16 protein-coding genes and 5 tRNA genes are annotated in these 19,949 nt (G+C 41.0%); 13 read left to right on the top strand and 8 right to left on the bottom strand.

Going from position 1 to position 19,949, the window contains the following annotated elements; translation table 11 throughout:
- Positions 1–12: 12 nt before the first annotated feature.
- Together AC27JR_RS12420 and AC27JR_RS12415 are read right to left on the bottom strand one after the other, a co-directional pair.
- Positions 13–747, bottom strand: coding sequence for a UDP-2,3-diacylglucosamine diphosphatase (locus AC27JR_RS12420; RefSeq protein WP_487173767.1), 735 nt, complete (start codon positions 745–747; stop codon positions 13–15).
- Positions 748–814: 67 nt separating this feature from the next.
- Entirely contained in the window at positions 815–1,306 is a 492-nt protein-coding gene (locus AC27JR_RS12415) for a peptidylprolyl isomerase (protein ID WP_008111051.1), read from the bottom strand.
- 154 nt (positions 1,307–1,460) lie between these two features.
- Here AC27JR_RS12415 and cysS point away from each other — a divergent pair, with 154 nt between their 5' ends.
- Positions 1,461–2,840 carry a cysteine--tRNA ligase gene (cysS, locus tag AC27JR_RS12410; protein WP_372859072.1) on the top strand — a complete coding sequence of 460 codons (1,380 nt, stop codon included), beginning with the start codon at positions 1,461–1,463 and terminating at the stop codon, positions 2,838–2,840.
- 188 nt (positions 2,841–3,028) lie between these two features.
- Positions 3,029–3,925, top strand: a complete 897-nt coding sequence (locus tag AC27JR_RS12405) for an EamA family transporter (RefSeq protein ID WP_487173766.1) — start codon at positions 3,029–3,031, stop codon at positions 3,923–3,925.
- 30 nt (positions 3,926–3,955) lie between these two features.
- Here the strand turns inward: AC27JR_RS12405 and folD are convergent, their stop codons facing one another.
- Positions 3,956–4,810, bottom strand: coding sequence for a bifunctional methylenetetrahydrofolate dehydrogenase/methenyltetrahydrofolate cyclohydrolase FolD (gene folD, locus AC27JR_RS12400; RefSeq protein ID WP_487173765.1), 855 nt, complete (start codon positions 4,808–4,810; stop codon positions 3,956–3,958).
- A gap of 348 nt (positions 4,811–5,158) precedes the next feature.
- Between folD and AC27JR_RS12395 the strand changes: the two genes are divergently transcribed.
- From AC27JR_RS12395 to AC27JR_RS12345, 11 genes are all read left to right on the top strand, one after another.
- Positions 5,159–5,235 (top strand) — tRNA-Pro (locus AC27JR_RS12395).
- Positions 5,236–5,290: 55 nt separating this feature from the next.
- Positions 5,291–5,367: transfer RNA gene (locus tag AC27JR_RS12390), tRNA-Arg, on the top strand.
- Positions 5,368–5,391: 24 nt separating this feature from the next.
- Positions 5,392–5,467 (top strand) — tRNA-His (locus tag AC27JR_RS12385).
- 18 nt (positions 5,468–5,485) lie between these two features.
- Positions 5,486–5,562 (top strand) — tRNA-Pro (locus AC27JR_RS12380).
- 56 nt (positions 5,563–5,618) lie between these two features.
- A tRNA-Pro gene (locus AC27JR_RS12375) sits at positions 5,619–5,695 on the top strand.
- Between the two features lie 354 nt (positions 5,696–6,049).
- Positions 6,050–7,354, top strand: a complete 1,305-nt coding sequence (gene tig, locus AC27JR_RS12370; RefSeq protein WP_262975965.1) for a trigger factor — start codon at positions 6,050–6,052, stop codon at positions 7,352–7,354.
- A gap of 159 nt (positions 7,355–7,513) precedes the next feature.
- Positions 7,514–8,131, top strand: coding sequence for an ATP-dependent Clp endopeptidase proteolytic subunit ClpP (gene clpP / locus AC27JR_RS12365; protein ID WP_008111041.1), 618 nt, complete (start codon positions 7,514–7,516; stop codon positions 8,129–8,131).
- A 131-nt stretch (positions 8,132–8,262) separates the two neighbouring features.
- Positions 8,263–9,546, top strand: coding sequence for an ATP-dependent protease ATP-binding subunit ClpX (gene clpX, locus AC27JR_RS12360; RefSeq protein WP_008111039.1), 1,284 nt, complete (start codon positions 8,263–8,265; stop codon positions 9,544–9,546).
- Between the two features lie 149 nt (positions 9,547–9,695).
- Positions 9,696–12,056 carry an endopeptidase La gene (gene lon / locus AC27JR_RS12355; RefSeq protein WP_054202401.1) on the top strand — a complete coding sequence of 787 codons (2,361 nt, stop codon included), beginning with the start codon at positions 9,696–9,698 and terminating at the stop codon, positions 12,054–12,056.
- 183 nt (positions 12,057–12,239) lie between these two features.
- A complete protein-coding gene (locus tag AC27JR_RS12350; RefSeq protein ID WP_256872136.1) occupies positions 12,240–12,539 on the top strand; it encodes an HU family DNA-binding protein in 300 nt (99 codons plus the stop codon).
- Between the two features lie 173 nt (positions 12,540–12,712).
- Entirely contained in the window at positions 12,713–14,614 is a 1,902-nt protein-coding gene (locus tag AC27JR_RS12345) for a SurA N-terminal domain-containing protein (RefSeq protein ID WP_054202402.1), read from the top strand.
- A gap of 51 nt (positions 14,615–14,665) precedes the next feature.
- Here the strand turns inward: AC27JR_RS12345 and AC27JR_RS12340 are convergent, their stop codons facing one another.
- The 5 genes from AC27JR_RS12340 to AC27JR_RS12320 are packed head-to-tail and all read right to left on the bottom strand — an operon-like array spanning position 14,666 to position 19,941.
- A complete protein-coding gene (locus AC27JR_RS12340) occupies positions 14,666–15,427 on the bottom strand; it encodes an ATP-binding cassette domain-containing protein (protein ID WP_487173764.1) in 762 nt (253 codons plus the stop codon).
- On the bottom strand, positions 15,427–16,419 hold the full coding sequence (locus tag AC27JR_RS12335; protein WP_010388077.1) for a peptide ABC transporter ATP-binding protein: 993 nt from the start codon (positions 16,417–16,419) through the stop codon (positions 15,427–15,429). Before AC27JR_RS12335 ends, AC27JR_RS12340 begins: the two co-directional genes overlap by 1 nt.
- Positions 16,420–17,313 carry an ABC transporter permease subunit gene (locus AC27JR_RS12330; RefSeq protein WP_010388079.1) on the bottom strand — a complete coding sequence of 298 codons (894 nt, stop codon included), beginning with the start codon at positions 17,311–17,313 and terminating at the stop codon, positions 16,420–16,422.
- On the bottom strand, positions 17,300–18,334 hold the full coding sequence (locus tag AC27JR_RS12325; RefSeq protein ID WP_010388081.1) for an ABC transporter permease: 1,035 nt from the start codon (positions 18,332–18,334) through the stop codon (positions 17,300–17,302). The genes AC27JR_RS12330 and AC27JR_RS12325 overlap by 14 nt, the downstream gene beginning before the upstream one ends.
- Positions 18,334–19,941: an ABC transporter substrate-binding protein gene (locus AC27JR_RS12320; protein ID WP_010388083.1), complete on the bottom strand. Its 1,608-nt coding sequence runs from the start codon at positions 19,939–19,941 to the stop codon at positions 18,334–18,336. Before AC27JR_RS12320 ends, AC27JR_RS12325 begins: the two co-directional genes overlap by 1 nt.
- Positions 19,942–19,949 lie beyond the last annotated feature (8 nt).

Below are 19,949 nucleotides of genomic sequence, written 5' to 3'. Positions count from 1 at the left end.
TTACTAGGAACGTTATAAAGGCGTTGAAATTAATTGTTGTGACTCGGGAGTAACCACTAAATACGAACCTTGAGTATACCAATCGCCCAATACTGTGCGAGTAAGCGTTTGGTTATTAACTTCATAGGTATCTACATTAGGGCGGTGAGTATGGCCGTGGATCATATTAGCCACGTTATGTTTGGCGAAGGTTTCGAGTACTGCGCTTTGCACTACATCAAGTATTTCTATAGGTTTGTCTGCTTGACTAAGTTTACTTTTTTCACGTGCATCACGGGCTATTTTTTTTCGATACCACAATGGCATAGCAAGCATAAGTTTAGGCCACCACCAACCACGACTTTTTTTACGAAACTTTTGATATTCAATATCCTGAGTACACATTTCATCACCATGTAAAATTACAGTGGGTGTGCCGTAAAGGTCGATCACTGTTTGCTCATCGAGTAGAGTCATTCCTGCCATATTGGCGTATTTTTCACGCATGATAAAATCGCGATTACCGTGTACAAAGTAAATGGGTACACCCGAGTTACTAACTGCTTTTAATTGTTTTGCCACTGCTGCTGAGAGTTCGCTAACATAATCGTCACCAACCCACACTTCAAAAAAATCACCTAAAATATATAGGGCGTCTACTTTTTGAGGAACAATATGGGAGTGTAAAAATTTAAAAAATGCCGCTGTAATATCAGGGCGATTTTCACTCAAATGTAAATCGGCAATAAAGTAGGTTTGGCGAGTCATGGTGATTCCAGTTAAATAAAAGCGGGTGAATACCCGCTTTATGTATTCTGTGAAGAATAAGGAGGTTTTAGCTTACAGTTACACTTTCAATAACCACATCTTCAAGTGGTACATCTTGGTGGAAGCCATTGCTACCTGTAGCAACACCTTTGATTTTATTTACTACGTCCATGCCTTCTACTACTTCAGCAAACACACAGTAACCCCAACCTTGCGACGTTTCGCTGCTGTGGTTTAAAAAGTCGTTGTTATTCACGTTAATGAAAAATTGCGCTGTAGCTGAGTGTGGATCAGGTGTACGCGCCATTGCTAAAGTACCTACTTTGTTAGATAGGCCGTTGTTAGCTTCATTTTCAATTGGGTCGTTTACTTCTTTTTGTTCCATGCCCGATGCAAAACCACCGCCTTGAACCATAAAACCATCAATTACACGGTGAAAAATTGTGCCGTTATAAAAACCTGAGTTTGCATACTCTAAAAAGTTTTTTACTGTATTTGGAGCTTCGCTTTCGTGCATTTTAATGGTGATATCACCAAAGTTTGTGTGTAGAACAACCATGAGGTTTCCTATAGCTGGTTTAAATATTGGCGCTATTTTATCGTAGTTGACTCAGATTAACAAAGTAGATGTTAGGTTTGTTATAAACCGCTAGAGCCCATGCTTAGCAAGTGGTAACATAGCTTTTCTGTTAATCGTGAAGGAAAGCAACTAAATGGTACAAATATACAACACACTGACACGCCAAAAAGAACAATTTAAACCTATGGTCGATGGGAAAATCGACATGTATGTGTGTGGTATCACCATTTATGATTACTGTCACATTGGCCATGCACGCACATTTGTGGGTTTTGATGTGATTGTTCGCTACCTTCGTCACTTAGGTTACGATTTAAAGTACGTACGTAATATTACCGATGTTGATGATAAAATTATTAAGCGCGCAAATGAAAACGGTGAAGCTATTAACGACTTAACCGTGCGTATGACTAAAGCGATGCATGAAGACTTTGACAGCTTAAATATGCTACGTCCTGATGTAGAGCCAACGGTTACAGGCCACATGGATGAAATTATTGCTATGGTTGAGCGTTTGATTGCCAAAGGCCATGCTTATGTTGCAGCCGATGGCGACGTTTTATTTGATGTATCAACCTTTGAGCAATACGGAGCACTTTCGCAGCAAGATTTAACCATGCTGCAATCGGGGTCACGTGTTGAAGTAGCACAAGATAAAGACGATCCTCTAGATTTTGTTTTATGGAAAAAAGCTAAAGCAGGGGAGCCATCGTGGTCATCACCTTGGGGTGAGGGTCGCCCTGGTTGGCACATAGAATGTTCAGCGATGAGTTCAAAGCACTTAGGAGAGCATTTTGATATTCATGGTGGTGGTTCAGACTTACAGTTCCCACATCACGAAAACGAAATTGCCCAATCATGCTGTGCAAATAACGGCCAATACGTTAATACTTGGATCCACACCGGTATGGTACAAGTTAACAAAGAGAAGATGTCTAAATCGTTAGATAACTTTTTTACCGTTCGTGAGGTATTAAAACAATACGACGCTGAGTCGGTTCGATACTTTTTAATATCAGGCCATTACCGCAGCCAGCTTAATTACTCGCAAGAAAACTTAGACCAAGCACGTTCATCACTTGAGCGTATTTACACGGCATTACGTGGTGTTGAGCCAGTTGAATGTGAGCTTGAGGGTAATGAGTATGTGGCTAAGTTTAGAAAAGCTATGAATGATGACTTTAATTCGCCAGAAGCATTACCGGTTGTATTTGAAGTTGCTAAAGAGCTAAACCGAGTAAAAGAAAGTGATAGCGAAAAAGCAGGACATTTAGCCTTCATTCTACGCAGCTTAGGTGAAATACTTGGTATTGCTCAACAAGCACCAGAGGCATTTTTACAAGGCGGTCAAAACGACGATGAAGTGGCTGAAATTGAGGCACTGATTGTAAAACGTAATGACGCACGTGCCAGTAAAAATTGGGCTGCAGCAGATGAAGCTCGCGATGCTTTAAATGCACTGGGTGTAATACTTGAAGATTCAGCGGGAAAAACAACGTGGCGTAAAGCATAGGGGTTATTAACCTTTGCGGATTTAGCCATAACGTGCGGATCACAAAAAAAGGGTTGCCATAGGGTAACCCTTTTTTGGTTATATCAATTGCAATAAATTGATTATGCTTTTAATAAAATTGATATTGTTGACCTCAATTATAGTTGAGGTTTTAAACTCACATTCATCAATTTAAAAATGGAAAATTAATGAATATTTTACTTGCCATGATCCCTGCTTTTTTATGGGGAACAACTTATGCGGTAACTAAATACGCAACCCCAGAGTGGCCGCCAATTTTATTAGGGGCCATACGTGCACTGCCTGCTGGTTTATTGTTGTTGCTGTTTAAACCTTCTTGGCCAACGGCTAAACAATGGCCAGGCATTTTTCTGATCGGCACAATTAATATTGCGTTATTTTTTAGCTTTATTTTTGTAATGGCAATTAACCTACCAGCAGCTATCGCAGGCGTGGGAATGGTATCTGTCCCTGTGGTTGCATTATTATATGCATGGCTTGTAAAGCGACAACAGCCAGCGCTGGTGCAAGGTTTTTGTGCGCTTGCTTTGGTGGTTTTAGCATGGCGCTTATTTGATCCACAACATGTAGCACTTAATGTTTTGGGGGTTTTGGCGCTGATAGGGGCGTTATTAACTATTGTGATAGGCAGTACGCTGGTAAAAAAAGTAACGGCTAAAGTACACTGGTGGACGGTGCTCACGTGGCAGCTAATCATTGGTGGTAGTTTGCTAGCAATTGCGGCTATGGTTCAAGCTTTTTATTTTGCTCCACAGCAGTATCAATTTTTAACTGCATCAATAACTAGCACCCAATGGCTGGCGTTATTTTGGCTGGTGGTACCTAACACTGCTTTGGCTTACATCCTATATGTTTGGTTACTAGGGCGAATGTCAGTAGTTGAATTTACTTTTGGGACTATAGCCAACCCAATTGCCGGTATTTTATGTGCAGGAATATTAATTAACGAGCAGTATGCAAATTGGCAGTACGCGATTATGTTATTAATGATTGTGTTTTCGGTTTTGCCACAAGGCTTGGACTTAATAAAACGAAGAATGATGATACAAAAAGCCCGCAATTAAGCGGGCTCTTCATTGCTTTATTTTTGTTTATTAGCTGTGATATTTCTCACACGCTTCTAATGTATTTTCAATTAAGCTGGCAACTGTCATCGGGCCTACACCGCCAGGTACAGGAGTAATAAAGTCAGCTTTTTGTTCTGCAACGGCGTACTCAACGTCACCCACTAATTTACCGTTGTCCAAGCGGTTAATACCCACATCAATAACAATCGCGCCTTCTTTGATCCAATTACCCGGAATAAATTCTGGTTTGCCTACGGCAACAACCAGTAAATCAGCACGGCGAACATGGGTTTCTAAATCTTGGGTAAACTTATGACAAACAGTGGTAGTACAGCCAGCTAACAACAGTTCAAGTGACATAGGACGACCTACAATATTAGAGGCGCCCACAACCACAGCATGCATGCCTTTGTAACGTACGCCAGTTGAATCTAATAAGGTGATAATACCTTTAGGTGTACATGGGCGAAGGGCAGGCATTCGCTGCGCCAAACGACCAATGTTATAAGGATGAAAGCCATCAACATCTTTATGCGGAGTAATACGCTCAAGAATTTTTTCTGCATCTAGGCCTGCAGGTAAAGGAAGTTGCACTAAAATACCGTCAACTTCGCCATCAACATTCAATTCATCAATTAATGCTAATAGCGCTTGCTCTGTTGTGTCTGCGGGTAAATCAAATGATTTAGAAATAAAACCCACTTCTTCACAGGCTTTACGCTTTGAACCAACGTAAACTTGGCTTGCTGGGTCTTGTCCAACAAGCACCACAGCTAATCCTGGGGCTCTAAGGTTTTGTGCAACACGTTCTGAAACTCGTTCAGCCACTGCGCTACGTACTTGTTTTGCTACTGCTTTACCATCAATGATGTTTGCCGTCATGGGTGACCTTTAATTAGGTTAATTAACTTGATACCGATACATTTAAAAAACGAATGCATATATAGGGGTTAAAATGCCGATAAAGAAAAACACCTTCACCTTACTCATTTTTTAATATGGCGACTATTTTCGCAGAAAAGCGGTTGAGCGCCAAGTTGCTTTTAAATTATAACCCCCCGAATTATAAAAAAGAGTTTAAATTTTATCCCTGTATCGTAATATTTGACCATTATGAACTAAAAATGAGCAATTGATTTGTTTTCTTAAAAAAACGTTTGACCTAACCCGGTCAAATCACTATTATGCACCCCGTTGTCAACGAGGTCACTCGCAGACAATAGTAAGTATCGGCGATTAGCGCAGTTTGGTAGCGCACTTGGTTTGGGTCCAAGGGGTCGCAGGTTCAAATCCTGCATCGCCGACCATTTTTATGTTTACTCATAACAATTTAACTTACTAGTGAACTATGAAGTTTTCGATGCGCCCATAGCTCAGCTGGATAGAGCAACGCCCTTCTAAGGCGTCGGTCGAAGGTTCGAATCCTTCTGGGTGCGCCATTTTGAAAACACTGTAATGCCGTGGTGATTGTAGCTCAGTTGGTAGAGCCCCGGATTGTGATTCCGGTTGTCGTGGGTTCGAGCCCCATCAGTCACCCCAATTTACAAAAAAGAATATCGGCGATTAGCGCAGTTTGGTAGCGCACTTGGTTTGGGTCCAAGGGGTCGCAGGTTCAAATCCTGCATCGCCGACCACTTTCTTATAGGTGGTCTTAAATCCTAAGTTTAAGTATTCGAGAAAATATCTATATCGGCGATTAGCGCAGTTTGGTAGCGCACTTGGTTTGGGTCCAAGGGGTCGCAGGTTCAAATCCTGCATCGCCGACCATTTTCCCCTAAAGTAGAACACACCTGATTTCTTTTTTAATTCAAAAAATTCTGTTTTTCTACCCTTATTCACTATATGTAATTTAATTAGCCTGTTTTTTATTCGCTTAGTCGTTATCTGCCTTGATCTACCCCAAATAATTGCCCCCCACACTCGACTATCATGAATATTAGGTTATAATGCCGCGTCTATTTGTTTAAAAATATAGTGCCCTTAGGGCAGAGCAGCAATGGTATCTCCTGGTAGCGACGGATTTTTTTAAGCTCTAAGGCTTGAATTTTATCAAGACGCCTATAGATTACTTTGTTTGTAATGAAGGCGAAAAGTCGCCAAAATTGAATATTGAGGTAAATCATGCAAGTTTCTGTTGAGACGACTCAAGGCCTTGAGCGCCGTCTGACCATCACCGTTCCTGCAGAGAACGTTGAGACCGAAGTAAAAAAACGCTTACAACAACTGTCAAAAACGCAGCGTATCGACGGTTTCCGTGCTGGTAAAGTTCCAGTATCAGTAATCAACAAGCGTTTCGGACCAGCTGTTCGTCAAGAAGTTGCTGGCGAAGTAATGCAACGTAATTACATTGAAGCAATTGTTGCTGAAAAAATAAACCCTGCTGGCGCACCTACATTTGCTCCAAAAGCACTTGAAGCAGGTAAAGATTTAGAGTTCTCAGCAACATTTGAAGTTTACCCTGAAGTTGAAGTTCAAGGTTTAGAGAAAATTGCTGTTGAAAAACCAGCAGTAGAAGTAACTGACGAAGATTTAGCAAACATGCTAGAAACACTTCGTAAGCAACACGCTTCTTGGGCTGACGTTGATGCAGCTGCTGGCGCAAACGACCGTGTAACGGTTGATTTCGTTGGTACTATCGACGGTGAAGAATTCGAAGGCGGCAAAGCTGAAGATTTCCCATTAGAACTTGGCCAAGGTCGTATGATCCCAGGTTTTGAAGACAACATCGTAGGTAAAAAAGCAGGCGAAGAAGTGGTTGCTGACGTAAACTTCCCTGAAGATTACCACGCTGAAAACTTAAAAGGTAAAGCGGCTCAATTCACTATCACAGTGAAAAAAGTTGAAGCGCAAGAATTACCTGAATTAAGCGATGAGTTTGCAACTAAATTCGGTGTTACCGAAGGCGGCGTAGACGCGCTTAAAGAAGAAGTTAAAAAGAACATGACGCGTGAGCTAGACCAAGCGGTTAAAGCTAACGTGAAAGACCAAGCAATCAAAGGTCTTTTAGAGCAAAACGAAGTTGAAGTGCCTAAAGCATTAATCGACCAAGAAGTTGACGCATTACGTGAGCAAGCTGCTCAACGTTTTGGTGGCAACGGTCAAAATATGCCTGAGCTTCCAGCTGAATTGTTCCATGAGCAAGCAGTAACACGTGTTAAAACTGGCCTATTATTAGGTGAAGTGATTAAAGCGAACGACATCAAAGTTGATGACGCTAAAGTTGAAGCACTTATCGCTACTGTAGCATCTGCATACGAAGATCCAACTGAAGTAGTAGAATACTACAAAGCAAATGATCAACTAATGCAACAAATGCGTAATGTAGCAATGGAAGAGCAAGCTGTTGAAGCTATTTTAGCTAAAGCAACTGTGACTGATGTTGAAAAAGCATTTGATGACATCATGAATCCACAGCAAGGTGCATAATAAGTCATTGACTTAAGCGCTCGCTAACGATTAAATGGCTCGTGTTACTCTGTTTATGCAGTGTGCCCGGGCCATTTTAGTTTGTGGTTCTTAATTAGCTAAAAATGATCATTATGCTTTTCTTAGAATAAGTATAAGCGCATAAGGAATTAAATAAGTATGAACACTGGTATGACAGATCCCCTAAACGCATTAGTCCCTATGGTTGTTGAGCAAACAGCTAAAGGCGAGCGCTCATTTGATATTTATTCGAGACTATTAAAAGAGCGTATTATCTTTTTAACGGGCCAAGTTGAAGACAACATGGCAAATCTGATTTTAGCGCAAATGCTTTTCTTAGAATCAGAGAACCCAGATAAAGATATTTTCTTATATATCAATTCACCGGGTGGCTCGGTCACTGCGGGAATGGCTATTTACGATACAATGAATTTCATTAAACCTGATGTAAGTACTATCTGTGTAGGTCAAGCGGCTAGCATGGGTGCGTTTTTATTATCTGGTGGTGCTAAGGGTAAACGTTTTTGTTTACCAAATTCACGCGTGATGATTCACCAACCATTAGGTGGATTCCAAGGTCAAGCGTCTGATTTTGAAATACACGCAAAAGAAATCCTGTCTATTAAAGACAAATTAAATCGCTTAATGGCTGAGCATACTGGCCAACCACTTGATGTTGTTTCACGCGACACAGACCGTGATAACTTTATGAGTGCAAGCCAAGCTGTAGATTACGGTATTGTTGACTCAGTATTTACTAATCGCGGTAGCAAGTAAGTATGCCTGCAAGCAGTAATGCTTGCTAATGAGAGTTACTATGCGAAAAAACCTAAATTTTGGTATAGTTAAAGCGTATTAAAATAGCCACCAAGACTTTGGTGGCCAACGTAATAAAATGAGGTAGCTGAATGTCTGACACTCCTACAGACGGCGACAAAAGTAATAAATTGTTATACTGCTCTTTTTGTGGCAAAAGCCAGCATGAAGTTCGAAAATTAATTGCAGGACCTTCAGTATACGTTTGTGATGAATGTGTAGAGCTGTGTAATGATATTATCAGGGAAGAAATTAAAGACATCGCGCCTAAGCATGATGCCGCTGACAAATTACCTGTGCCAAAAGAAATTCGTAACCACTTAGACGACTACGTAATTGGCCAAGACCATGCGAAGAAAGTGTTGTCTGTAGCGGTTTACAATCACTACAAGCGTTTACGCAACCAATCAACTAAACAAGACGTTGAATTAGGTAAAAGTAATATTTTATTAATTGGCCCAACGGGGAGTGGTAAAACACTGCTAGCTGAAACGTTAGCACGTTTACTAGATGTGCCGTTTACTATGGCCGATGCCACCACGTTAACCGAAGCCGGTTATGTGGGTGAAGATGTTGAAAACATTATTCAAAAGCTTTTACAAAAATGTGACTACGACGTAGAAAAAGCACAACGTGGTATTGTTTACATTGATGAAATAGACAAAATTTCACGTAAATCAGATAACCCATCAATCACCCGTGATGTGTCAGGTGAAGGTGTACAACAAGCCTTACTTAAACTGATTGAAGGTACCGTTGCTTCTGTTCCGCCACAAGGTGGACGTAAACATCCACAGCAAGAGTTCCTGCAAGTAGACACCTCTAAAATTCTGTTTATTTGTGGTGGTGCATTTGCTGGTCTTGATAAAGTTATTGAACAGCGTAGCCACAAAAATACTGGCATTGGTTTTGGCGTTAACGTTAAAGAGTCGGCAGCGAGCCGCTCTTTAAGTGAAACATTTAAAGATGTTGAGCCAGAAGATTTAGTAAAATATGGTTTAATTCCAGAGTTTATTGGCCGTTTACCTGTTGTTGCTACATTGACTGAACTTGATGAAGCTGCACTGGTACAAATTTTAAGTGAGCCTAAAAACGCCATTACTAAGCAATTTTCAGTATTGTTTGGGATGGAAGACGTTGAGCTTGAGTTTCGTGATGATGCACTACGTGCTATTGCTCACAAAGCAATGGAACGCAAAACCGGTGCACGTGGCCTGCGTTCAATCGTAGAAGGTGTATTGCTTGATACTATGTATGAGCTGCCTTCAATTGATAACGTAAGTAAAGTGGTTGTTGATGAAACCGTTATTAAAGGTGAGTCTGACCCAATCTTGATTTATGACAGCAGCAATCAAGAACAAGCCGCAGCAGATTAAATTCTGAGCAAGTTGTAAAAAAAAGGAGCCAATGGCTCCTTTTTTTATAATTAATTTAATCGAGTTGGTAAAAATTGTTGAACTTTAATTAGGTTATCCCCATATACTTGAGTAATCTTTAAATAAATGAAGTGCAAAGAGAAAATACAATGACGCTTGAGAGAAACGATCGAGTCGAAATCCCTGTGCTAGCACTGCGCGATGTAGTGGTGTATCCACACATGGTGATCCCGCTTTTTGTAGGCCGTGAAAAATCAATAAAATGCCTTGAAGCGGCAATGGATAAAGACAAACAAATTTTCTTAGTTGCACAAAAAGATGCAACTGTAGACGAGCCTGAGAAAGACGATATTTATCGTGTTGGGACAATTGCGACTGTACTTCAATTATTAAAGCTACCCGATGGTACAGTAAAAGTATTAGTTGAAGGCACACAGCGTGCAAATATCGAAGAGTTTATTGATAACGAAGATTTCTTTGTTGCCAATGCTCAGTTTATTGAATCTGATTCAGTAAACGAGCAAGAACAAGATATTTTTATTCGCAGTGCATTAAGCCAGTTTGAAGGCTACGTAAAATTAAATAAAAAAATCCCACCTGAAGTGATGACTTCGGTCTCTGGTATTGATGAGCCAGCGCGTCTTGCTGATACCATGGCTGCACATATGCCATTAAAAGTGCCTGAAAAGCAAAAAGTACTTGAAATATCAAGCGTTACAGAGCGCTTAGAGTACTTAATGGCGTTGATGGAAGGTGAAATAGACCTATTGCAAGTTGAGAAAAAAATTCGTACCCGCGTTAAAAAGCAGATGGAAAAATCGCAGCGTGAGTATTACCTCAATGAGCAAATGAAAGCGATTCAAAAAGAGCTTGGCGAAATTGACGATGTACCAGATGAATTCGAAGCGCTAAAAAAACGCATCGAAGAGTCAGGTATGCCTAACGAAGCGAAAGAAAAAGCCACGGCAGAGTTTAACAAACTTAAAATGATGTCGCCGATGTCGGCAGAAGCTAGTGTTGTTCGCTCATACATAGATACGTTAATCAACGTACCGTGGAAAAAACGCTCTAAAGTGAAAAAAGATTTAGCAGGCGCGCAAAAAATACTAGATAGCGATCACTACGGACTTGATAAAGTTAAAGAGCGTATTATCGAATACCTCGCGGTACAGCAGCGTACTAATAAGCTTAAAGGGCCTATTTTGTGTTTAGTTGGGCCGCCAGGGGTAGGTAAAACTTCTCTTGGGCAATCTATTGCGCGTTCAACTGGCCGTAAGTACATTCGTATGGCACTGGGTGGCGTACGTGATGAAGCTGAAATACGTGGTCACCGTCGTACTTATATTGGCTCTATGCCTGGTAAATTGATTCAAAACATGACTAAAGTGGGCGTTAAAAACCCGTTATTCTTGTTAGATGAAATTGATAAAATGTCAGCGGATATGCGTGGCGACCCTGCATCAGCTTTACTTGAAGTACTTGATCCTGAGCAAAACAGCCATTTTGCTGATCATTACTTAGAAGTCGATTACGACTTATCTGATGTAATGTTTGTGGCTACCTCTAATAGCTTTAATATTCCAGGTCCTTTATTAGACCGCATGGAAGTTATTCGTTTAGCCGGTTATACCGAAGACGAAAAATTAAATATAGCTAAAGAACATTTAATTCCAAAGCAAGTTAAGCGTAATGGCTTAAAAGAGAAAGAAGTTGAAATTGCCGACAGTGCTATTATCGGTATTATCCGTTATTACACCCGTGAAGCGGGCGTACGTAACTTAGAGCGTGAAGTGTCTAAATTATGCCGTAAAGCGGTTAAAAATATTTTAATGGAAAAAGACACCAAAACGGTCACTATCGATGCAGATAATCTTGAAGAGTACTTAGGTGTGCAGCGTTTTGATTACGGTAAAGCAGAAGATGGCGATCGTATTGGCCAAGTAACTGGCCTAGCATGGACTGAAGTAGGCGGTGACTTACTAACGATTGAATGTGCTGCGGTACCGGGTAAAGGCAAACTGACTTACACCGGCTCGTTAGGCGATGTAATGCAAGAGTCGATTCAAGCGGCAATGACTGTCGTACGCAATCGTGCTGATGAGCTACGCATCAATAGCGACTTTTATGAAAAACGTGACATTCACGTGCATGTACCGGAGGGCGCAACCCCTAAAGATGGTCCAAGTGCGGGTATTGCAATGGTTACGTGTTTGGTTTCAAGTTTAACGGGTAATCCTGTGCGCTCTGATGTGGCCATGACAGGTGAGATTACCCTACGTGGTGAAGTACTGCCAATTGGTGGTTTAAAAGAGAAATTATTAGCGGCTCATCGTGGTGGTATTAAAACGGTGGTGATCCCTAAAATCAACGAACGTGACTTAAAAGAGATACCTGACAACGTATTGGCGGGTCTTGAGATTCACCCAGTTACGTGGATTGACGAAGTATTGAAGCTTGCTTTAGTGCATCCAGTTGATAGTTTTTCAGTCGAAACACCGAAAAAGCAGTAAAAAAGCCAAAAAAAGTGCTTTTAGGGGCTTTTCAAATCTAAACGGTATGATAAGTTAAGCACTGGTTTTCAAGCCTAGCCCTTGCAGGGCCTAGGCTTAAGAAAAATATAATCATATGAGCTTTAAAAAAATTGCTCAAAAATTTCAAAACAGTGATGTTAGTTTAAAAAACAATCGCTCTTGATAACAACAATGAAAGAGGATGATATTGTGAATAAATCTCAATTAATCGATCAAATCGCAGCTGATGCTGACATTTCTAAAGCGGCTGCAGGTCGTGCACTAGATTCATTCATCGAATCTGTTTCTGGCGCGCTAAAAGATGGCGACTCAGTTGCACTTGTTGGTTTTGGTACTTTCTCTGTACGTGAGCGTGCTGCTCGTGCAGGTCGTAACCCACAAACTGGTGAAACGATTCAAATTGCTGCAGCTAACATCCCAGCTTTCAAAGCCGGTAAAGCGCTTAAAGACGCAGTAAACTAATCATTGTGTAAACAATTTAGTTATGGCGAGTAAAGATACGCTTAATTATTGCAATCGATAAATTAAGTTACTTCACCGCCAGTTACTTCAAGTGAAAAAGCGTATCTGGTAAGATACGCTTTTTTTACATATGACAAGGTAGAAAATACCTTGCTCAGAAAAGAGATAAACAAATGCTTGAGAAAATCAGAGAAGGTTCGCAAGGGCCGGTAGCCAAAGTCATTTTAGGCGCGGTGATTTTATCTTTTGCCTTAGCTGGGATCGGTAGTTACTTAGGTCAAACCACAGAACAACCCGTTGCTGAAGTAAATGGAATTAAAATTAGCCAAACAGAATTTAGCCGTGCGTTTCAAAATGAACGTAGCCGCTTAGAACAACAATTTGGTGAGTACTTTACCCAAATAGCAGCTGATCCAACTTATATGGCTCAAATCCGTCAAGGTGTGATTGACCGTTTAGTACAACAAGAATTACAAAGTCAGTTAGCTGCCGAGCTTGGTTTGCGCGTAAGTGATGAAAGCGTTCGTAAAACAATTTTAGAGCTACCTTATTTTAAAATTGGCGACAAGTTTAATAACGACCGTTATTTACAAGTTATTCGTCAAATGAATTTTCAACCTGACGCATTTCGTGAATACCTGCGTGATGATATGACGCGTAGCCAGTTAGTATCTGCCGTTGCGGGTACTGATTTTGCGCTGCCAAATGAGCTTAAATCAGCCATTGCGTTGCAACAGCAAACACGAAGCATTGATTATTTAGTAATTGATAAACAAGCAATGCAAGCTGATGTAGAAGTTACAGAGCAAGAAGTTGCGGATTACTATGAATTAAACGCTGGTCAATTTTTATCACCTGAATTAATTTCAGTTAATTATATCGAACTAAATGCTGATGATATTGATGTTGCATCGGTAAGCGAAGACGATGTAAAAGCATATTACGAGCAGAGTAAAGCGCAATATGTTGAACCAGAAAAGCGTCGTGTGTCGCATATTCTAATCGACAATAGCGAAGATGATGATGCGGCTAAAGCGAAAGCTGAGTCGTTACTTGCCCAGCTTAACGCTGGTGCTGATTTTGCTGAGCTAGCAGAGACATCGTCAGATGACATTGTTAGTGCAGAAATGGGTGGCGATTTAGAGTGGATTGAACGTGATGTTATGGAACCAGCATTTGAAGATGCAGCGTTCGCATTGCAAAACAAAGGTGATTACTCTGACGTTGTTGCCTCTGAGTTTGGTTATCACATCATCAAACTGACTGATCTACAAACTCAACAAGTTAAACCGTTTGATGAGGTTAAAGCTGACCTACGTGCTGAACTTGAGCAAGCTGAAAAAGTAGATGCGTTTTACGAGAAGCAAACAGAAATGGGGGCATTAGCCTTTGAGATTTCTGATCGCTTAGACGATGCTGCTGAAGTGGCGGGTGTAGAAGTACAATCTACTTCTTTACTAGCGCTTAGCGCGCTTCCTGAGCCGCTTAATAACCCAGCGGTTGTGACTGCCTTATCATCAGTTGAACTACTAGAAGATAAAGTCAATTCAGAAGTAATTGAGCTTGGTAATGAGCACGTGATTGTGGTGCGTGTAAATGAGCACCAACCTGCGGCAACGAAAGCATTAAGCGAGGTAAGTGAGCAAATTAAAACACGCTTAATGAATGAAAAGGCATCAGACCTTGCAAAAGAAAAAGCACGCACGTTATTTGCACAAGTAAAAGAAGGCAAGAGCTTAAACGATGTGGCTGCTGAGCAATCACTAAACGTTCGTCAAGAGTCGCAACTAACTCGTGAAAGCTTTGCTGTTTCACCTGCTATTGTTACCCAAGTATTCAAAATGGCACATCCTAGTGATGCGGCTGTATATGATATGGTTAACTTAAATAATGGCGATGCAGCGATTGTTGCGCTTAAAGCGGTAAATGATGCACCAGTGAGTGACAACATTGAGCCACAAATGAAGCAAAACATTACTATGGCGCAAGCGCAGAAAAACTATACGGTATTCATTGAATCGCTTAAGCAACAAGCAGAGCTTAATGTACCAAAAGCAGCTCAAGCAGCTGAATAAGTAATAGCTAAATTAAAAAGGGCGCCAATTGGCGCCTTTTTTGTTTAGACATTAACAACTCAATAAGCGCTGAGTAACCTTTGATTGCGGGTTTTGAAAAATAGTTTCTGTAGCGCCGTATTCAACAATCTCACCTTTATTGAGTACCACTAACTGGTCGCTAATATGGCGCACTAAACTTAAATGATGGGTGATCAAAATATAGGTTAAGCCAGTTTCAAGCTGTAGTTTAAGTAATAGGTTTACTATTTGCGCTCTTACAGAAGGGTCAAGCGATGAAAGTGCCTCATCGAGCACCACAACCTTAGGATCTAATATAAGCGCGCGAGCGAGCGCTACACGTTGCAATTGCCCTACACTAAACATATGCGGGTAGTATTGCTGGTGATCAACCAGTAAACCCACTTTAAGCAAGGTACTGCCTATTTTTTCACTGCGCTGATCTTTATCAAAATCAGTATTGAACTTTAGGCAATCATCGAGCATTTCAGCAATGGTCACTGCTGGGTTTAATGAGGTAGCGGAGTCTTGAAAAATCATTCGGATATAACGACATTGCGCATCACGATTACCATTGTTTTCTATGGTGTTATTTTCTAATAATATCTGCCCGCTATCGGCACTGTATGCACCCACTAATAATTTAGCCAGGGTACTTTTTCCTGAGCCTGTCTCACCAATAATGGCAATCGTTTCACCTTTACCAATACTAAATGAGATATTTTTTAAAACATCAAACTTTTTACGGCTAAACAGACCCGCTCGCATGTTAAAGGTTTTTGATAAGGCTTGAACTTTTAACAGTGGCTGCATTATTTTATTTCCTTGATCAGCGGGAAGTGACAGGCGTAGCTATGACCATGATGCTTTGAAAGTTTAGGCGCAACCACACATTCTTTTTGTGCTTGTGGGCAACGTGGACCGAGTCGGCAACCAATCGGTAAATGTTGCAATGTTGGAATAGTGCCTTTTAGTGCATAAAAGGGCTCTTTATGCGCTAAACCATGCTCATAATCGGGCAGGCTTTTTAGTAAAGCCTGCGTATACGGATGACGAGGTTGGCTAAAAATACGGTGTGTTGGACCTGCTTCAACCATTTGACCGCAGTACAACACATGAATACCATGCGACCAATTAACAATTTCTTCCAGCTCATGAGAGATCATCAAAATAGACATGTTCTTTAGCTGATTTAAACTTTTTAATAATCTAAACACCTGTGCTCGGGTGGTGCTTTCTAGTGCGGTTGTTGGCTCATCTGCAATTAACAACTTAGGTGTGCGGGCAATCGCCATGGCTATCATGACCTTTTGGCATACGCCCTCAGAGAGCTCATGCGGGTAACTATCAAGCACCGCTTCATGATTTTTAATACCTACTTTATGTATTAAGGCTTTAACACGGTCTTTACGCTCTCGGTTGCGTTTTAAGAAAAATCCTTTAGCAGCCACTTCAGGCAGTGTTTCAGCGATTTGGTTAAATATTTTAGCAGTAGGATCTAGACAGCGACTGGGATCTTGATAAATCATCGCAATGTCTTGGCTAACCGTTTTACGGCGTTGCTCTGGTGTTAAACGCATCAAGTCAACACCACGCCAATGCATTCTATCTGCGGTTATCACCCAACGCTCATTAAGCACGCCGACGATGGCTTTTGCAATTAAGCTTTTGCCAGAGCCTGATTCGCCCACTAAAGCGTGTACTTCACCTTCTTTTAAACTAAAGCTAACACGGTCAACAGCACGAATGGCGGTTTCGGAAGTTTGCAGTTCAATGGTTAAATTTCGAATATCTAGTAACTGCATCTAATCGGCCTTACGCGCTTGTAAAACTTTGCGAAGTCCATCGCCCACTAAGTTTGTTGAAAGAACCGCTAAAAATAACAGCACGCCCGGCAATGCTACCGTCCAAGGTGCTAAATATATAAGTCCTAAGTTCTCTGCTAAAATTGCGCCCCATTCAGTAGTCGGCGGCTGTGCACCCAGTTTTAAAAACCCTAACGCCGCAATATCTAAAATAGCAGTAGAAAGCGCCATCGTAAAAATAACTACAATATATTCATACACATTAGGAAAAATCCCGCGTGATAAAATATGCCATTTAGAGGCGCCATCTAAGCGGTAGGCTGTAACATAATCTTTGCCAAGTTCGTCAACTATCAGGTTTCTAATTGAATGAATAAACTGGGGTAATAAGGCTAAAATAATTGCCCATACGGTATTCATTAATCCAGGGCCGAGTATGGCAATAATAATGATGGCCAGTAACAATGAGGGAATTGACAGCGTTACATCCAGTAAGTGGTTCAAAAAACTAGAACGTATGCCTTTACTGATCCCTGCAAAGGTACCTACCAACACACCAATAACAGTGGTGATCAGTGCAGCCACAACCGATAACCCGAACGTATATGTGGCGCCATTCATTAAACGAGACAGCACATCTCGGCCTAAATCATCGGTGCCAAGTATAAACCGCACATCGCCCATTTCATTCCACGAGGGAGGCAGTAATAGTGCATCACTGTGCTGTTGATTTACCCCATAAGGCGCAAGAAAAGGCGCGGTAGCCGCTAACAGGCTAAAGGCAATAAACACCCATAAACCAACCAGTGCAGGGTGGTTATTTTTAAACTTTCGCCAGAGTCTCGCTAATGGCGATTTATTTGAATCTTCTGAAAATAAGTTAAACTTTGCCATGCGCTTGGTTCCGAGACAGAGGATCGAGTAGGGTGTAGGTCAGTTCGGCCATAATTGTGGCAATAATAATAAATAAAGAGACGGCCATTAACCCACCTTGTATGGCGGGATAATCACGTTGATAAATACTGTCTATTAACCAGCGACCGATCCCAGGCCACGAAAAAATAACTTCAGTGATCATCGCTAAGGTGATCAAGGTACTAAACTGCAAACCTATTTGTTTTATAACCGGTAGTAAGGCATTTCTTAGGGCGTGATGAATAATAAGCTGCCCACGAGTAAGCCCTTTGGCGCGAGCTGTTTTAATGAAGTTTTGATCCATCACTTTTAACATCGATTCGCGAGTAAAGCGCACTAATACCGTGGTTGGATACATCGCAAGTACAATAGTAGGTAAAGTAAGGTGATGCAGCGCATCTAACATGGCCAAACCATTGTAAGGAAAATCAGCGAGTAAAATATCAAGTAAAATAAATCCTGTGCTCGCAGGTATCTCATACAACAAGCTCACTCGCCCCGACATGGGAAACCAGCCAAGCTTGAGCGAAAAAATCATAATTAATAATAATGCCAGCCAAAAAATCGGCATAGAATAGCCAATCATCGCTGTAGAGCTAATAAATTTATCAGGCCATTGTTTATTATATGCCGATGCTAAAATACCGACAGGCACACCCACTACCACCGAAATAAATAACGCATAGATACTTAGCTCTAACGTTGCAGGAATTAAATCAACCACATGGGCGAAAACACTGCTCCCCGAGGCGAATGACATTCCCCAATCCCCTTGTAAAATTCGTCCTACAAAGGCGATGTACTGCATAAAGTAGTTACTGTTAAATAAGTACTTTTCTTCTAACTGAGCATTTTGGGTAAAGTTAGTGTCAGGTATGCCGCTTAAGTTACTGAGCGGATCGCCAGGAAATAAATAACTCAACGAAAAGGTAAAAATACTGAGTAGCAACACCATAAAAAATAACAGTCCGAGGCGGCGTAAAATATAATCTAAGATCATTATTTTTTCCTCGCGTTAGCCAACGAAATAGCACCGAATGGCCCTAAGGTAATGCCCTCAACATCTGCGCTACTTGCTTGAAAACGCATGCCATGGGCAATTGGCAGTAAAGGCAATTGTTTGATGATCATGCTTTGTGCTGCGTCGTAATATTGTTTACGTAAATTTAAATCTGTGGTGTCTAACGCTTTGGTCAGTAGTAAATCAAATTCAGGGTTACACCAGTTTGCAGGGTTTTTGCCACTAAAGGTCGCAGTACAACTTAATAATGGGCTAAAAAAGTTATCGGGATCAGGTGTATCAGCTGCCCAACCTAATAACACACTGTCGTGGCGATGCTCACCAATGCGTTGAATAAAGGTGTTCCATTCATATTCTACAATATTTACATTAACGCCAATTTTGCGTAAATCACTTTGCATTAGCTCAGCCATTTTGCGGGCATTGGGGTTATAAATACGGCTTACCGGCATAGCCCAAATGCTCATATCAAAGCCTTTTGGAAAACCAGCTTCAGTTAATAATTTTTTCGCTAACTGTGGGTCAAAAATAGGCATGTTTTTTTGTAGTTCAAATGCCCATGACGTAGGCGGAAGAATAGATTGTGCACGCAGTCCATTCCCGTAATATACCGCTTGCATTATTTTATCTATATCAATGGCATGAACCAATGCTTGACGTACTTTTAAGTTATCAAACGGTGGACGCTCGGTATTAAATGCCCAGTAACCAATATTTAAGTTAGTTTCTCTTTCAACGTTAATATCATCACGCTGCGCTAAAATACTTAATTGGGCACTACTCGGGTGTGCGGTTACATCACACTCTTTGGTCAATATTTTAGCAATACGGGTGGTACCATTTGGGGTAATGTCGTACACCAATTGCTCAAGGGCAACCTCATGCTTCCAATAATCAGCGTTTTTATAAAAGCGCACTAAATGATCGCGTCGGTACTCTTTATAAATATAGGGGCCTGTGCCAATCGGGTATTGATCAAATAGGTTTTCTTGATTATTAGCTTTGAGCGCCATAGCATATTCTTTAGAGAGCACGACAGCAAAATCGGTCGCCATATTAGCTAAAAAGCTGCTCTCGGCATTAAATAACTCAAATCGGACTTGATGATCAGAGACTCTAACAATTTTACGAATTAGCTGGTCAATCCCCACACTTTGAAAGTAAGGGTAATTAGCATCGCCAATAAAGTGATAAGGATTATAAACGTCGAATAATCGACTAAAAGTAAATATTACATCATCAGCGTTAAATTCACGGCTAGGAGTGAAATAAGAGGTGGTATGAAACTTAACTCCTTTGCGCAAAGTGAAGGTAACCGATTTACCGTCTTTACTGATCTTCCAATCAGTGGCAAGTTCACTCTTAAATTCGGCGGTCACGGGGTCAATACTAATTAACCGGTCGTATAACTGGTTAGCAATAATATCGATAGTTGATCCTGTGGTTGTGACTTGTGGGTTAAACGACACAGGATTAGCCTCGGCGCAATAAACGAGGCCTTGGTTTTTTTCTTCTAAGATTTCTTCTTTACTATCAATGCAACCTACTAAGCTCAATGATATTAAAGCAAGTAATAATTTATGCACCCGCACAA

This window comes from Pseudoalteromonas sp. NH0006-26, from assembly GCF_057552415.1.
Note: the sequence above shows the minus strand (reverse complement) of the source record. Positions and strands in the feature narration are given on the sequence as shown.

Bases quoted from the DNA above. Each gene is read 5' to 3' on its own strand.
- AC27JR_RS12420 (WP_487173767.1), bottom strand. From the start codon at position 747: ATGACTCGCCAAACCTACTTTATTGCCGATTTACATTTGAGTGAAAAT.
- AC27JR_RS12415 (WP_008111051.1), bottom strand. From the start codon at position 1,306: ATGGTTGTTCTACACACAAACTTTGGTGATATCACCATTAAAATGCAC.
- cysS (WP_372859072.1), top strand. From the start codon at position 1,461: ATGGTACAAATATACAACACACTGACACGCCAAAAAGAACAATTTAAA.
- AC27JR_RS12405 (WP_487173766.1), top strand. From the start codon at position 3,029: ATGAATATTTTACTTGCCATGATCCCTGCTTTTTTATGGGGAACAACT.
- folD (WP_487173765.1), bottom strand. From the start codon at position 4,810: ATGACGGCAAACATCATTGATGGTAAAGCAGTAGCAAAACAAGTACGT.
- tig (WP_262975965.1), top strand. From the start codon at position 6,050: ATGCAAGTTTCTGTTGAGACGACTCAAGGCCTTGAGCGCCGTCTGACC.
- clpP (WP_008111041.1), top strand. From the start codon at position 7,514: ATGAACACTGGTATGACAGATCCCCTAAACGCATTAGTCCCTATGGTT.
- clpX (WP_008111039.1), top strand. From the start codon at position 8,263: ATGTCTGACACTCCTACAGACGGCGACAAAAGTAATAAATTGTTATAC.
- lon (WP_054202401.1), top strand. From the start codon at position 9,696: ATGACGCTTGAGAGAAACGATCGAGTCGAAATCCCTGTGCTAGCACTG.
- AC27JR_RS12345 (WP_054202402.1), top strand. From the start codon at position 12,713: ATGCTTGAGAAAATCAGAGAAGGTTCGCAAGGGCCGGTAGCCAAAGTC.
- AC27JR_RS12340 (WP_487173764.1), bottom strand. From the start codon at position 15,427: ATGCAGCCACTGTTAAAAGTTCAAGCCTTATCAAAAACCTTTAACATG.
- AC27JR_RS12335 (WP_010388077.1), bottom strand. From the start codon at position 16,419: ATGCAGTTACTAGATATTCGAAATTTAACCATTGAACTGCAAACTTCC.
- AC27JR_RS12330 (WP_010388079.1), bottom strand. From the start codon at position 17,313: ATGGCAAAGTTTAACTTATTTTCAGAAGATTCAAATAAATCGCCATTA.
- AC27JR_RS12325 (WP_010388081.1), bottom strand. From the start codon at position 18,334: ATGATCTTAGATTATATTTTACGCCGCCTCGGACTGTTATTTTTTATG.